At 60.5% G+C, this 13,669-nt stretch carries 13 protein-coding genes; 10 read left to right on the top strand and 3 right to left on the bottom strand.

What is annotated here, in order from left to right; all coding sequences use genetic code 11:
- Window positions 1–124: 124 nt before the first annotated feature.
- From RAK07_RS09075 to scpB, 7 genes are all read left to right on the top strand, one after another.
- The gene (locus tag RAK07_RS09075) at window positions 125–847 is read left to right on the top strand and encodes a PilZ domain-containing protein (RefSeq protein ID WP_305732515.1); all 723 of its coding nucleotides are present in this window, start codon (window positions 125–127) and stop codon (window positions 845–847) included.
- A gap of 242 nt (window positions 848–1,089) precedes the next feature.
- A complete protein-coding gene (locus tag RAK07_RS09070; protein ID WP_305732514.1) occupies window positions 1,090–1,428 on the top strand; it encodes a P-II family nitrogen regulator in 339 nt (112 codons plus the stop codon).
- Window positions 1,429–1,490: 62 nt separating this feature from the next.
- Window positions 1,491–2,903 (top strand): type I glutamate--ammonia ligase, encoded by a 1,413-nt coding sequence (gene glnA, locus RAK07_RS09065; protein ID WP_305732513.1) that lies wholly within the window; start codon window positions 1,491–1,493, stop codon window positions 2,901–2,903.
- A 139-nt stretch (window positions 2,904–3,042) separates the two neighbouring features.
- Window positions 3,043–3,711 carry a site-2 protease family protein gene (locus tag RAK07_RS09060; RefSeq protein WP_305732512.1) on the top strand — a complete coding sequence of 223 codons (669 nt, stop codon included), beginning with the start codon at window positions 3,043–3,045 and terminating at the stop codon, window positions 3,709–3,711.
- A 22-nt stretch (window positions 3,712–3,733) separates the two neighbouring features.
- Window positions 3,734–4,714 carry a tryptophan--tRNA ligase gene (trpS, locus tag RAK07_RS09055; protein ID WP_305732511.1) on the top strand — a complete coding sequence of 327 codons (981 nt, stop codon included), beginning with the start codon at window positions 3,734–3,736 and terminating at the stop codon, window positions 4,712–4,714.
- Between the two features lies 1 nt (window position 4,715).
- Window positions 4,716–5,534 carry a segregation and condensation protein A gene (locus RAK07_RS09050; RefSeq protein WP_305732510.1) on the top strand — a complete coding sequence of 273 codons (819 nt, stop codon included), beginning with the start codon at window positions 4,716–4,718 and terminating at the stop codon, window positions 5,532–5,534.
- Window positions 5,515–6,096 (top strand): SMC-Scp complex subunit ScpB, encoded by a 582-nt coding sequence (scpB, locus tag RAK07_RS09045; protein ID WP_305732509.1) that lies wholly within the window; start codon window positions 5,515–5,517, stop codon window positions 6,094–6,096. The genes RAK07_RS09050 and scpB overlap by 20 nt, the downstream gene beginning before the upstream one ends.
- A gap of 125 nt (window positions 6,097–6,221) precedes the next feature.
- Here the strand turns inward: scpB and lexA are convergent, their stop codons facing one another.
- From lexA to RAK07_RS09030, 3 genes are all read right to left on the bottom strand, one after another.
- Window positions 6,222–6,890 carry a transcriptional repressor LexA gene (gene lexA, locus RAK07_RS09040; RefSeq protein ID WP_305732508.1) on the bottom strand — a complete coding sequence of 223 codons (669 nt, stop codon included), beginning with the start codon at window positions 6,888–6,890 and terminating at the stop codon, window positions 6,222–6,224.
- Window positions 6,891–7,062: 172 nt separating this feature from the next.
- Window positions 7,063–9,051 carry a solute symporter family protein gene (locus RAK07_RS09035; protein ID WP_305732507.1) on the bottom strand — a complete coding sequence of 663 codons (1,989 nt, stop codon included), beginning with the start codon at window positions 9,049–9,051 and terminating at the stop codon, window positions 7,063–7,065.
- 18 nt (window positions 9,052–9,069) lie between these two features.
- Entirely contained in the window at window positions 9,070–9,381 is a 312-nt protein-coding gene (locus tag RAK07_RS09030; protein ID WP_305732506.1) for a DUF485 domain-containing protein, read from the bottom strand.
- A gap of 863 nt (window positions 9,382–10,244) precedes the next feature.
- On the opposite strand from RAK07_RS09030, the gene RAK07_RS09025 reads away from it, so the two are divergent.
- The 3 genes from RAK07_RS09025 to RAK07_RS09015 all read left to right on the top strand — a co-directional run bounded on the left by RAK07_RS09025 (window position 10,245) and on the right by RAK07_RS09015 (window position 13,662).
- Window positions 10,245–10,949, top strand: coding sequence for a response regulator (locus RAK07_RS09025; protein WP_305732505.1), 705 nt, complete (start codon window positions 10,245–10,247; stop codon window positions 10,947–10,949).
- Window positions 10,950–11,047: 98 nt separating this feature from the next.
- Entirely contained in the window at window positions 11,048–13,087 is a 2,040-nt protein-coding gene (locus RAK07_RS09020; RefSeq protein WP_305732504.1) for a sodium-translocating pyrophosphatase, read from the top strand.
- A 65-nt stretch (window positions 13,088–13,152) separates the two neighbouring features.
- On the top strand, window positions 13,153–13,662 hold the full coding sequence (locus tag RAK07_RS09015; RefSeq protein WP_305732503.1) for a MarR family winged helix-turn-helix transcriptional regulator: 510 nt from the start codon (window positions 13,153–13,155) through the stop codon (window positions 13,660–13,662).
- The last annotated feature ends 7 nt before the right edge of the window (window positions 13,663–13,669 follow it).

The raw sequence follows: 13,669 nt of genomic DNA, 5'->3' as shown, positions 1-13,669 counted from the left end.
TCCTCGGTACGGGGCATTTCAGTATTGGCGCTTGTGATGCGCGTTGATTTCTGCTAGATAGCCTACGGTATTCGAGCGGCTGCGGTCAATGGAATTTCAGTAGCTTCAGAGGATGTATACACGCATGGCACCTGCATATTACGATCTGGTGGTCCGGGGAACCGAGCGGGAAGACTCCCTGGTTATTGCCCAGTTTTTGAAGGGGATGGTGAGCGAAACCTTTTCCCTGCTCAACTACTACAAGGAGATCCCGGTATCCTACGACGCCCGTCTGCTTTCGCTGGAAAACGAGATGGCGGAGTTCGAAGTGCATGAATACCAGGCCAAGGTCATGGCCATCGAAAAGAAGGCGCTGCTGCGCGCGCACCCCAAAAGTCCGTTCAGGGAGGATATCCTGGCGGACGTTTTTTATGTCAACACCGCCCGCAAGCGGGCCATCCTGACCGGATTCCACTACGCCAAAATCCACTCCGACCTGCGTCGTTTCGTCAGGGTGAACCTGGAGGGACGCACGGCCGATGTCGACCTGCATGTTGTCGACGGCACCGTTCTCGGCGGTTCGGTCAGGGACATCTCCCTGGGCGGCGTCGCCATCGAGTGTGCCGATGTTACGGGCATTGAGCCGGGCGCAGAACTTCGACTGGTGCTCAAGCTCGATGTCGCCGATCACTCCCGGCCTCTGGAGATCGCCGTCACCTGCACCGTGGTACGGCTCATCGGTGAGACTTCCCCCTACATCTGCATTGCCGAATTTCAATCCGAACGTCAGTCCCAGCAATCACTCGCCTATTACATCAACCAGCGGCAGGTTGAGATCATCAGAGAGCTTAAAGAGTTGGCAGCCTGAGCCATTGTTGGTCGGGTGTGCACTTTTATTGTGCACAATTCTGCGTGTGTGCTGAAAAATCGTGCATGACCAGGCAGCTGCTGCCGGAGTCTGTTTCTTCGAGTCAAGTAATATCAGTGTGTTATGGTGGGGTGCTTAGTTGGCAGCATGCTTGCATTCCTGTGATGCACATTGTCTGTCCGCATACGCATGCAACCGTGAGTAGGTACCGATTCGGTTCAGACCAAGGAAGGAGGTATCGTGTGAAAAAAGTTGAGGCGATCATAAAACCGTTCAAGCTTGACGAGGTGAAGGAGGCCCTGAACGAAATCGGCATTCAGGGAATTACCATCAGTGAGGTCAAGGGGTTCGGACGCCAGAAGGGGCATACCGAGCTGTACCGGGGAGCCGAGTACGTGGTGGACTTCATCCCCAAGATCAAGCTTGAGATCATTGTCAGTGACGCGATCCTTCCCAAGGTGGTCGAGGCCATCGAAACGGCGGCGAAAACCGGTCGCATCGGTGACGGCAAGATTTTCGTCACTCCGGTGGAGGCGGTTATCCGCATACGCACCGGCGAGACCGGTGAGGATGCGCTGTAAGGGCCAGGACGGCCCGTGCAAGAGTTTGTGTACGCACATTCATACGTGAAAGGAGACGTTTGATGACCCCGAAACAGGTAGTGGAATTTGCCAAGGAAAATGGCGTGTTGATGGTCGATTACAAGTTCATGGATTTCATCGGGACCTGGCAGCATGTCTCGGTGCCGATCACTGAATTCGACGAGGACACCTTCGAGGAGGGCCAGGGCTTTGACGGCTCCTCCATTCGCGGCTGGCAGCCGATCCATGCTTCCGACATGATCCTGCTTCCCGATCCGACCACCGCCAAGATCGATCCCTTCATTGCGGTGCCGACCCTGTCGCTCATCTGCAATATCTTCGATCCGATCACCAAGGAAGACTACTCCCGCGACCCGCGCAACATCGCTCGGAAGGCCGAGGCATACCTGAAGTCCACCGGTATCGGCGACACCGCCTTCTTCGGCCCGGAAGCAGAATTCTTCATTTTCGACGAAGTCCGCTACGATTCCAGCGCCAACCAGGCGTTCTATGTGGTTGACTCTGTCGAAGGCGCCTGGAACACCGGCCGCGAAGAGTTCCCCAACCTGGGCTACAAGCCGCGCCACAAGGAAGGCTACTTCCCCTGTTCGCCGGTTGACTCCCAGAACGACCTGCGCAACGAAATGGTGATGGAGCTGCAGAAGGTGGGCATCCGGGTCGAGTGTCAGCACCACGAGGTGGCCACCGGCGGCCAGGCCGAGATCGACATGCGCTTCTCCTCCCTGGTGGACATTGCCGATCAGTTGCAGTGGTTCAAGTACGTTATCAAGAACGTGGCCTACCGCAACGGCAAAACCGTTACCTTCATGCCCAAGCCGCTCTACGGCGACAACGGTTCCGGCATGCACTGCCACATGTCGATCTGGAAGGACGGCCAGAACCTGTTTGCCGGCGACAAGTACGGCGGGCTCTCCCAGATGGCCCTCTGGTACATCGGCGGTATCATCAAGCACGCCAAGGCGCTGTGCGCCATCACCAACCCCACCACCAACTCCTACAAGCGTCTGGTGCCGGGCTTCGAAGCACCGGTGAACATGGCGTACTCCAGCCGGAACCGCTCTGCTTCCATCCGGATTCCGATGATGTCCACCAACCCCAAAGCCAAGCGGATCGAGTACCGTACTCCCGACCCGTCCTGCAACGGGTACCTGGCCTTTGCCGCCATGCTGATGGCCGGCCTTGACGGCATCGAGAACAAGATCGATCCGGGCCAGCCTCTGGACAAGGATATCTACGGTCTGACGCCCGAGGAGCTGAAGGATATTCCGTCCGCTCCCGGAAGCCTGGAAGATGCCTTGAAGGCCCTGGCCGACGACCACGAGTTCCTGCTCAAGGGCGACGTTTTCACCCCTGATGTCATCGAAAAGTGGATCGAGTACAAGACCGAGGCGGAAGTCAACCCGGTCCGTATGCGTCCGGTACCGCTCGAGTTCGCTCTGTACTACGATATCTGATCCGGGTCTCCGGTTCGGAACAGGCAGCCAAAAGGGCGGGAGCGTGCTCCCGCCCTTTTGCGTCAAGCGGCCGGGGCCTCGATTGACTTCATCGCCTGCTTCTGCTAGTACTTAATCCTTTCTGAGCAGAGGAGCCGGAATGGAAGATTACCTACTGAAAATTTCGATCATGCTGGTTCCCGGCCTCATGGCGATCACCTTTCACGAAGTGGCCCACGGCTACGTGGCCTGGCACTTCGGCGACCCCACGGCTCGGATGCTGGGCCGTCTGACCATCAACCCCCTGAAGCACCTGGATATTGTCGGCACGCTGATGATGCTGCTGATCGGCATCGGCTGGGCCAAGCCGGTACCGGTGGTGGCGGAAAACCTGCGCAACCCGGCGCGGGACATGATCTGGGTGGCTGCCGCCGGACCGATCACCAATATGGTGCTGGCGGTTCTGTCCGCCGTGGTTTTCCGCGGGCTGGTGGGGGTGGTGCCGGCAGTGCCCGCCGATGGTCTGGCCGGCATGGTACTGACCCCGGTCCTGCTGATGCTGATCTTCTCGATCTACATCAACCTGCTGCTGGCCATCTTCAACCTGCTGCCGATTCCACCGCTGGACGGCGGACGGATCATGGTGGGGATTCTGCCCCGGCCGTTGTCCGATGCCCTGGCCGGCCTGGAGCGTTTCGGCATGATCATCATTCTGCTCCTGGTGGTGACCCGCATCATTAATCCGCTCATTCTTCCCCTGCACTCACTGGCCTTCGATCTGCTGGTCGGTTCGGGCAAATTCCAGATACTCAAACCGCTGATGCAATAACAGGCAAGGACGGACAACACCCATGAAACAGCGCGTAGTTAGCGGCATGCGCCCCACCGGGCGTCTCCATATCGGACACTATCACGGCGTCCTGGAAAACTGGATCGCCATCCAGGAGCAGTTCGACTGTTTCTTCTTCGTAGCGGACTGGCATTCCCTGACCACCGAGTATGCCGATACCTCCGGCATCAAGGATTCCACCCGCGACATGGTGCTGGATTGGGTTGCCTTCGGACTCGATCCGCAGAAAAGCGTCATCTTCGAACAAAGCCAGGTGGCCCAGCATGCCGAACTGAACCTGATCCTGGGGATGATCACGCCGGTCTCCTGGCTGGAGCGCAACCCCACCTACAAGGAGATGCTGGACAACATCGAACAGCGCGACCTCTCCACCTTCGGGTTCCTCGGCTACCCGGTGCTGATGGCGGCCGACATCATTCTCTACCGGGCTCTGCGGGTGCCGGTGGGACACGACCAGTTGCCCCACCTGGAGATCACCCGCGAGATCGCCCGGCGGTTCAACCATCTCTACGGTCAGGTCTTCCCCGAGCCGGAGGCGCTGCTGACCGAGACCCCCAAGCTTTTGGGGCTGGACGGCCGCAAGATGAGCAAGTCCTACAACAACTCCATCTACCTTTCGGAGACTGCCGAGGAGACCGCTGCCAAGATCAAGGCAATGGTGACCGATACCCAGCGGATACGCCGGGCCGACCCCGGCGATCCGGAGCGCTGTGTCGCCTTCAACCTGCACCGCATCTACGTGCCGCAGGAGACGCTGGAGGAGATCGTGCCGGCCTGCAAAAGCGCGGCGATCGGCTGTGTGGACTGTAAGAAAATCTTGAGCGACTGCATCAACGAGCGTCTGGCTCCCTGCCGTGCGCGACGGGTGGAGTTGGCCCGGGACGCCTCCTTTGTGGATGATTTGCTGGCGGAGGGGAGCCGACGGGCTGCCGCTGTTGCCGCAACCACCATGCAGGATGTACGGGCAGCCCTGAAGGTCTGAAATGTCCTTGCCGGCGACCGGTGATCAGGGACTGTTCGAAGGAGCGGGGCAGGGGTACAGCATCAAGCTGGATGTCTTCGAGGGGCCTCTTGATCTGCTGCTGCACCTGATCCGCAAGAACGAGCTGGATATCTACGACATCCCGATCGCCCTGATCACCCGCCAGTACCTGGACTATCTCAAGTTTTTGCAGGAGCTGAACCTTGACCTGGTGGGGGACTTCCTGGTAATGGCCTCCACCCTGCTGCAGATCAAGTCGCGGATGCTGCTGCCCGTGGAAGAAAGTGAGGAGGGGGAAGGGGAGGAGCAGGAAGACCCCCGTGCCGAGCTGGTGCGGCGGCTGATCGACTACCAGCGCTACCGGGATGCCGGCATTGAACTGGGCACCCGCGAACTGCTGGGCCGGGAGGTGTTCGTCCGACCGGTGGCAGAGGCGGAACTCGCCGGCCTGGGGCCTGACGAGGGGCCGCTGGAGCTGGAACTGTTCGAGCTGGTGGAGGCATTCCGGCTGCTCCTGGCCCGCCTGCCGGTGGCCAGGGTCCATGAAGTGGCGGCCCGGGAGACCCTCAGCATCGTGGACGCGGTCAACGAAATCCTGAGCCTGTTGCAGGAGCGGGAGTCCCTCTGCTTCGACGACCTCTTCAACGAGGAGATGACCCGGGAGCGCCTAGTGGTCTCCTTCCTGGCCCTGCTGGAGCTGTGCCGCATCCGGCTGGTGCGGGTGATCCAGCAGAGCCGCTACGGCGCCATCCATATCTTCCCGGCGGTGACCCCCGCCGAACACCCCGACGGAGCCGATGATGTCGACCCTCTCCCTTAATGCCATCGTGGAAGGGATTATCTTCGTGTCGGAAAGCCCGGTCAGTCTTGACCGCCTGACTGAACTGCTGCCGGAGTACGACCGGGCGGCAGTCAGGATTGCGCTGCAGGAGCTGCGTGACGACTACGAGCGGCGTGGCTCGGGCCTGCAGCTGGTTGAGGTGGCCGGCGGCTGGCAGTTGCGTACCGTTGCCGAGCTCACCCCCTATCTCTCCCGCCTGGTCAAGGGAAAACCGGCCCGTTTTTCCCAGTCTGCCCTGGAAACCCTGGCCATCGTGGCCTACCGCCAGCCGGTCACCCGCCAGGAGATCGAATACCTGCGCGGCGTGGACACCGGCGCGGTGCTTAAAACCCTGCTCGACAAGCGGCTGGTGAAAATTCTGGGGAAAAAGGATATACCGGGCAGGCCGATCATCTACGGCACCACTCGTGAATTTCTGGAGGTGTTCAACCTGAAGGATCTGAAGGGGCTGCCCACCCTACGGGAGATCAGCGCCCTGGATGAGGCACCGGCCTTCGAGGTGCAGGAGGAGCTCCCCCTGGCTTCCGGCGAGAACGGCTAGTCCTTCTTTGTCAGCCCCATATTTTCGTTCGGTCCCACGCTTGCAGAGACAGCATCAAAACACGGCCCGCTCCAACAGGTGCGGGCCGTGCTTTTTTTCGTGGTTCCCGGGTAGGGGGCGCGGGCTTACCAGATTTTGCCGGCTTCCTGCATCCGGAAAATGCCGGTGACAACACCGATGATGTGGAAACCGGGAGCTCCGTGGCGGACAAAGATCGGGTCAAAGGCGGGGTTTTCCGGCTGCAGCCGGATGAATCCTTGCTCGTGCAGGCAGCGACGCACCATGGTTTCGCCATGTAGGTGCACCACCACGATATCGCCGGTACTGGTGTCGCTGGACGAGGGACGCACCAGTGCCAGATCACCCTCCACAATACCGGCACCGCGCATGGCGTCCCCCTGGACTCTCAGCATGAAACGGGCGCCGCTCATCCTGCCGAAGCGGTCGAGGGACACCTGCTCCACGGTCTGCTCCGGGTCGGGCTCCTGCATGCCCGGTTCGGTCTGCTCCACCACGGGAAGCTGAAAATAGCAATGATCCCAGTCCACCCCCGGCAGGCACTCCTGCTGTCGTGCTGTTGAACCGTTGCATAACGAGATGGAGGCGGAGCGTCCCCCGCTCCGCCGGATGTAGCCCTTGCGTTCAAGGGCGGTGAGATGCTGGACCACCGCCTGTTGTGAAGGAAACTCGAGTCGCTCGGCAATGTCCCGCGCCGAGGGAGCGCGTCCCTGTGTTGCCAGGCAGTCGGTGATCAGCGAGAGGATTTCCTGTTGTCGGCGGGAAAGGGGCTCCATGACGGCCTCGTGGTCATGAGTGTGCTGCGTGTCAGCTACTAATAGGACCTGCGGCGCCGCTTGTCAACGGGGCAGTCCACGCCGGGACAAAAAAGTGGCAGACAGACAGAGCAACGCCCTTCCCCCTGACGAGGGAAGGGCGTTGTGGTACCGACCGGAGAGGTGAGGCCGGTCAGTGGTCGATGGCCTTGGCCATGCCGAGTCCGGTATTCTGGCGGACGTAGATCTCGTCCCACATCTCCTCGGCCCGCTTGCAGGGCCAGATCAGCGCGGCCAGAATGGCGGCGAGGAAGCCCACCGGAATGGAGATGATACCGGGGTTCTTCAGGGTCAGGAGCGGCTTGTCCAGGCCCATGAGGGAGGTGCCATCCTTGTTCTTCTCGTAGTCGGTCGTGGCCTTTGCCAGGGCCTTGGCATCCTTCTCGTCAAGCTGGGCACCCGGCGGCAGGGCGGCCTGCTTCTTCTCCATGGCGGCGATCACCTTCTGGGCGCCGGCAGCAACCACCTTGGGATAGGTCATGTTGGGGGAGACCAGCACCAGGCCGATGGAGACGATGGTACCCACCACCAGACCGGCGATAACGCCGGCGGTGTTCATCTTCTTCCAGAAGAGCGACAGCACCACCACCGGCAGGTTGCCGGAGGAGGCCACGGCAAAGGCCAGGGCCACCAGGTGAGCCACGTTCTGCTTCTCGGCGGCGATGCCGATGGCGATGCCGATAACACCCACCACCAGGGAGGTGATCCGGGCCGCCGTAACCTGCTCATGCTGGTCGGCATGGCCGTCCTTGACCACGTTCACGTAGATGTCGTGGGCGATGGCGGCGGAGGCCGCCAGCACCAGGCCGGAGACCACTGCCAGGATGGTGGCGAAGGCCACGGAGCAGAGGAAGGCCAGGAAGATGTCACCGACGATCGGCGCAATATCGGCACCCAACTGCTGGGCCAACAGCAGGGTGGCCATGTTGCCGCCGGCGTCGACGGAGGTGATCCCTTGCGGAGTGACATGGATGGCGGCACCGAAGCCCAACAGGGTGGTCAGCACGTAGAAACCGCCGATGATCCACATGGCGATGATGACCGACTTGCGGGCTGCCTGGGCCGTGGGCACGGTGAAGAAGCGCATCAGGATATGCGGCATGCCGGCGGTACCCAGCACCAGGGCCATCCCCAAGGAGATCTGGTCAAGGGGGTTCTTCATGAACAGGGCCGGCTCCAGGAAACGCTGGCCGGCATCCTCGCCGGTCAGCGTGATGCCGTCACGCAGCACCAGCTTGGAGACGTGATCCTGAATGTTGGGGTTGTTGACGACATCGGCGAAGAAACCGATCGGGTTGAAACCGGCCTTGGCCCCCACCAGTACGGACAGCAGCAGCGCACCGGAGACCAGCAGGCCGGCCTTGATGATCTGCACCCAGGTGGTGGCGGTCATGCCGCCGAACACCACGTAGCCAACCATCAGGATGCCGACGCCGATAATGGCGCTCTGGTATGATACGCCCACCAGCAGTGCCATCAGCTTGCCGGCACCCACCATCTGGGCGGTCAGGTAGAAGGTGGTGACGGCCACGGTGGCCAGGGCGGCCACGGCCCGTACCGGCTTGGGGGAGGTGCGGAAGGAAAGGATATCCCCCAGGGTGTACTTGCCGGCGTTACGGCAGGGTTCGGCCACGATCAGGAGCACGGTGATGTAGGCCACCAGCCAGCCCACCGAGTACATGAAGCCGTCGTAACCGTACAGGGAGATCATGCCGGAAATCCCCAGGAAGGAGGCGGCGGACATGTAGTCGCCGGCAATGGCCCAGCCGTTCTGGGTGCCGGTGATGCCGCCGCCGGCGGCGTAGAAGTCGGAGGCCGTCTTGGTCCGCTTGGCGGCCCAGACCACGACGCCCATGGTGATACCAATGATCACCGCAAACATGGACAGGGTGATGGCTTTGTTGGCTTTCAACTGCTTCTTCTGAACCGGTGCGGCCGGAGCGGCGACAGGTTTCGCATCGGCGGAAACGGGAGCGGTCGCTGCGGCGGGAGCGGGTGCGGCAGCCGGTGCCGTTGCCGCGGGGGCTGCCCCGGCTGGTGCCTTCTTCGGTTCCTCAGCAAAGGCGGCTGCGGCGACGGTTGCGGTCATTGCTGCTGCAATGCAAAGATTCTTCAACGTCATGTCGTATATCCCCCTTTGCTACAGATGAAGTTCAGCGACCAGTTCCTTGGTCAGTCGGTCAAAATCCCGGTTGGCAACATGGGCATAGTAATGGGCCAGCCCCCAGGAAACGATGAATTGGGACAGAGCGAAGATATACCCGAAGTTGATGGTGCCCAGTACCTTGATCTTGAACAGGCTCGGTGCGTAGGCAGCACCGATCGGCAGCAGGAAGTAATAGACGGTGGAGAATATCCACCAGCCGAACAGGAAGGCTGTCTTCTTGTTGTGTAGTTCGATGAATTTGGGATTTTGGGCTATTGCTGTCCAGTCATACGCTCTTTCCGCCATGATGTTCCGTTCTCCTTTCATCCGTTTTGGTTCGTACGCCGCACTACGTTCGCTTTGCCAAAATGATCTGAGATGGTCCTGTTCTCCTTTCTCGTGAGAGGTCATAGATTCCATCTGGGGCTTCATGCAGCCGCATCTTGTTTCGACAGCACCGCGGTACCGTCGAGCATCGCAGGGGATAATTTCCCGGCCGAGCCGTTTCTGCGGCATCCGGAAGGGGCCGGCTGTCCCGGTCCGGTGGCAGGGCGGCACGCACGTCAAGGCCGCTGGTGAGCGGCCGTACTTCGTATATGCGACGCTGTTTGTTCATGAAAGTCCCATTGAAGCTGGCCTCATAGGAGGTGTTCCCGGAACAGTGATTTGATTATGTTGAAATACTGATACGCTGTTTTATATTGTGTCAATAGAATTTTTTGTCGTAATAATTTTTCTGAAAAAATCAAATAAAATAAGTATTTTAAAATCAATAAATGTGTTGAATTTCATGTTTATGCAATCGTTGTCATCTGTTTTGTTGCGCGTGCAATGAGTTGGTGCGGCGCGAGGCGTGTTGGGCGCCTGATTTGGCCGGTATGCGTCTGGGTGGTTCGGGGCGCTGGGGTGGTGAGGGGACCGGTGTCTGTTGGGAGATCGGGGAGAAGGTGTGGGGTGTCGCAGTATGTTTTTACGAAGCGTGATTGTATAAAAACGGCTGTCTGTGGTGTTTGGTGTGTATTTCTTTATGGATTCTTTATTGAAAATAATGTAATTTTTACTCCTCAGTGGCGGGGCAGACGCATATAGTACGGTCGGCATTGGAGTAATGGTAACGATTATTCCGTTGTGGGCCGGACAGCTGGCCTGATCCCTTGCGGAGCCCGCGCATGAGCCTCGAAAAACGCGATACGAGTCCGCCGAAAGTGCTGCTGATTGACGATGAGGTGGCTATTCAGCGCTTTCTGCGCTCGGTTCTGGATGTGGAAGGGTTTGCGCTGCAGGTGGCGAATACCGGTGCCGCCGCGCTCTCGGCAGCGGCACTTTTCAAGCCGGACTTGGTACTGCTGGATCTGGGGTTGCCGGATATGGACGGTGTCGAGGTACTGAACCGGCTGCGGGAGTGGTCGGCAGTGCCGGTCATCGTTCTGTCGGTGCGGGAGCGGGAGGACGACAAGGTGTCGCTGCTTGACGCCGGCGCCGATGATTACCTGAGCAAGCCGTTCGGCATGGCCGAGCTTCTGGCCCGTATCCGGGTGGCATTGCGCCGGGTGGTGCAGGCTGCCGAGCCGGTGTTCCGTTCCGGCGACCTGGAGGTGGATCTGGCCTGTCGCCGGGTAACCCTGCGGGGTGCGGAAGTTTCACTGACGCCAACGGAATACGATCTGCTGCGGCTGCTGATCAACCATGCCGGCAAGGTGATCACCCATAACCAGATTCTCAAGCAACTCTGGGGAGTTGCCTATGTCGATCAGCCCCAGGTGCTGCGGGTCAATATCAGCAATCTGCGGCACAAGATCGAGAACGATGCCTCGCGGCCCCGCTACATCATTACCGAACCGGGGGTCGGCTACCAGTTGCGCATCGTCGACTGAGTCCTGCCACGCAGTCGCGGCCTGCCGCGGCGTCCCGTACCAGGTTGCATGTGTCATCACCCCGTACCGGGGATAACTTTCAGGAGGATGTACGCAGAATGGAACAGTATGCTGTAGTTTTCGCCCTGGCCTGCGCCGCGGCGGCCGTCGTCTATGGTCTGGTTGCCGCACAGTGGATTCTGGGACTTCCCCAGGGGAATGAGCGGATGCAGCGGATTGCCGCTGCCATTCAGGAGGGTGCCGGCGCCTACATGAAGCGTCAGTACACCATCATTGCCGTGGTGGGAGTCGTGATGTTCGTGGCCCTGGCCGTGACGCTGGGGATGAAGACCGCCGCCGGTTTCGCCGTGGGGGCGCTCTTTTCCGGCCTGACCGGTTTCATCGGCATGTTCGTGTCGGTGCGGGCCAACATCCGCACCACCGAGGCGGCCAAATCCGGCATTCATCAGGCCCTGAACGTGGCTTTCAAGGGAGGTGCCATCACCGGCATGCTGGTGGTGGGACTGGGGCTGCTGGGGGTTGCCGGTTACTACCTGCTGCTGCAGAAGCTGATGCCGGGCGCGCCGGTGAAGGACGTGGTCAGCCAGCTGGTGGGTCTGGGCTTCGGTGGTTCGCTGATCTCCATTTTCGCCCGTCTGGGGGGCGGTATCTTCACCAAAGGGGCCGACGTGGGGGCCGACCTGGTGGGTAAGGTTGAGGCCGGCATTCCCGAGGACGACCCGCGCAACCCGGCGGTTATCGCCGACAACGTGGGCGACAACGTAGGTGACTGCGCCGGCATGGCCGCCGACCTGTTCGAAACCTACGCCGTGACCCTGATCGCCGCCATGTTGCTGGGGGCCATTGTCTTCAACAACTTCAGCGGCGCGGTCAGCTACCCGCTGATCCTGGGCGGCATCTCCATCATCACCTCCATCATCGGTACCTACTTCGTCAAACTGGGTGCCAGCCAGAAGATCATGCCGGCCCTCTACAAGGGGCTGATCGCTTCCGGGGTTCTGGCCGCCATCGCCTTCTACTTTGTCACCGTACAGATGTTTCCGGCCGGAAATCCCACCGGCTACAGCGCCACCAGCATCTTTGTCTCGGCCATCGTCGGCCTGGTGGTGACCGGCGCCATCTTCTGGATTACGGAATACTACACCGCCACCGAGTACGGCCCGGTCAAGCACATTGCCCAGGCTTCCACCACCGGTCACGCCACCAACATCATTGCCGGCCTGGGGGTTTCCATGAAGTCCACCGCCATGCCGATCATCGTGATCTCGGTCGGCATCATCGTGGCCTTCCAGTGCGCGGGGGTCTATGGTATCGCCATCGCCGCCGTCTCCATGCTGTCGCTGACCGGTATTGTGGTGGCCATGGACGCCTACGGCCCGATCACCGATAACGCCGGCGGCATCGCCGAGATGGCCGAGCTGGACGAATCGGTCCGCGCCGTTACCGACCCGCTGGACGCAGTCGGCAACACCACCAAGGCGGTTACCAAAGGATATGCCATCGGCTCCGCCGGTCTGGCTGCCGTGATCCTCTTCACCTCCTATGTGGATGAACTGAAGCTGGTGGGTCGCAGCATCGACTTCAGCCTGTCCGATCCCTATGTCATTGTCGGTCTGTTTATCGGCGGCATGCTCCCCTATTACTTTGCCGCCCTCTGCATGGAAGCGGTGGGCACCGCCGGCGGTTCGGTGGTGGAGGAAGTCCGTCGCCAGTTCCGCGAGATCCCCGGCATCATGGAAGGGACCGGCAAGCCGGATTACGCCGCCTGCGTCGACATCGTCACTCGCTCCGCCCTGAAGGAAATGGTCATCCCCGGCATCATCCCGATTGCCGCGCCGGTGATCATCGGCTTCACCCTGGGGCCCAAGGCTCTGGGCGGTGTTATCGTCGGTTCCATCGTCACCGGTATCTTCGTGGCCATCTCCATGACTACCGGCGGCGGCGCCTGGGACAATGCCAAGAAGTACATCGAGGACGGCTATCACGGCGGTAAGGGGGGCGAGGCACACAAGGCGGCCGTTACCGGCGATACCGTGGGCGACCCCTACAAGGATACCGCCGGCCCGGCCGTGAACCCGATGATCAAGATCATCAACATCGTGTCCCTGCTGATCGTGCCGCTTCTGAACAAAATGTGACTGTAAGGGGCAGGCGCCGGTATCGGGGGCGCCTGCCCCGCTCCGCTTGAGACGAGGAGAAGGTCATGTCGCATCGCAGCAGTATGCTGGTGGCCGAGGAAACGGTGAACAGCCTGAAGCGGCTGTTTCACGTCGTCAACAAGCAGTCGAAAAACGTTGCCGCTGATTCCGGCCTGAGCGGTTCCCAGCTCTGGGCGCTCAAGGTTCTTTCCGAGGAGCCGGACAGCGCCATGACCGTTAGTGATCTGGCCCGACGGATGCACGTCAATGCCTCCACCGTGGTGCGGATTCTGGATGTGCTGGAGATCAAGGGGTATGTCCAGCGGATCCGCTCGTTAAACGACCGGCGGATTGTACAGGTCAGCCTGACTGAGCAAGGCGTCTCCCTGGTGGACCGTTCACCGGAGATCGCCCATGGTATGCTGGTGAACGGGCTGTGCATGCTTTCCGAAAACAAGCTGAACAGTATCGCCAGCGGCCTGTCCCAACTGCTGACCATTCTGGAAGCCCGCAGCGGTCCCGGTGCGGGAATGAGCGAGGGAAAGCGGGGAACACCCAAAAAATCCATCCGCTGAATACACG

Source organism: Trichlorobacter ammonificans, from assembly GCF_933509905.1.
In the GTDB taxonomy this organism is placed as follows: domain Bacteria; phylum Desulfobacterota; class Desulfuromonadia; order Geobacterales; family Pseudopelobacteraceae; genus Trichlorobacter; species Trichlorobacter ammonificans.
The sequence above is the reverse complement of the archived record's forward strand: the minus strand, read 5'-3'. Positions and strand labels throughout refer to the sequence as shown.

Excerpts from the sequence above, each read along its gene's own strand:
- RAK07_RS09035 (WP_305732507.1), bottom strand. The coding sequence starts at position 9,051 with ATGACGTTGAAGAATCTTTGCATTGCAGCAGCAATGACCGCAACCGTC.
- RAK07_RS09025 (WP_305732505.1), top strand. The coding sequence starts at position 10,245 with ATGAGCCTCGAAAAACGCGATACGAGTCCGCCGAAAGTGCTGCTGATT.
- RAK07_RS09050 (WP_305732510.1), top strand. The coding sequence starts at position 4,716 with ATGTCCTTGCCGGCGACCGGTGATCAGGGACTGTTCGAAGGAGCGGGG.
- lexA (WP_305732508.1), bottom strand. The coding sequence starts at position 6,890 with ATGGAGCCCCTTTCCCGCCGACAACAGGAAATCCTCTCGCTGATCACC.
- RAK07_RS09075 (WP_305732515.1), top strand. The coding sequence starts at position 125 with ATGGCACCTGCATATTACGATCTGGTGGTCCGGGGAACCGAGCGGGAA.
- RAK07_RS09020 (WP_305732504.1), top strand. The coding sequence starts at position 11,048 with ATGGAACAGTATGCTGTAGTTTTCGCCCTGGCCTGCGCCGCGGCGGCC.
- trpS (WP_305732511.1), top strand. The coding sequence starts at position 3,734 with ATGAAACAGCGCGTAGTTAGCGGCATGCGCCCCACCGGGCGTCTCCAT.
- RAK07_RS09015 (WP_305732503.1), top strand. The coding sequence starts at position 13,153 with ATGTCGCATCGCAGCAGTATGCTGGTGGCCGAGGAAACGGTGAACAGC.
- scpB (WP_305732509.1), top strand. The coding sequence starts at position 5,515 with ATGTCGACCCTCTCCCTTAATGCCATCGTGGAAGGGATTATCTTCGTG.
- glnA (WP_305732513.1), top strand. The coding sequence starts at position 1,491 with ATGACCCCGAAACAGGTAGTGGAATTTGCCAAGGAAAATGGCGTGTTG.
- RAK07_RS09060 (WP_305732512.1), top strand. The coding sequence starts at position 3,043 with ATGGAAGATTACCTACTGAAAATTTCGATCATGCTGGTTCCCGGCCTC.
- RAK07_RS09030 (WP_305732506.1), bottom strand. The coding sequence starts at position 9,381 with ATGGCGGAAAGAGCGTATGACTGGACAGCAATAGCCCAAAATCCCAAA.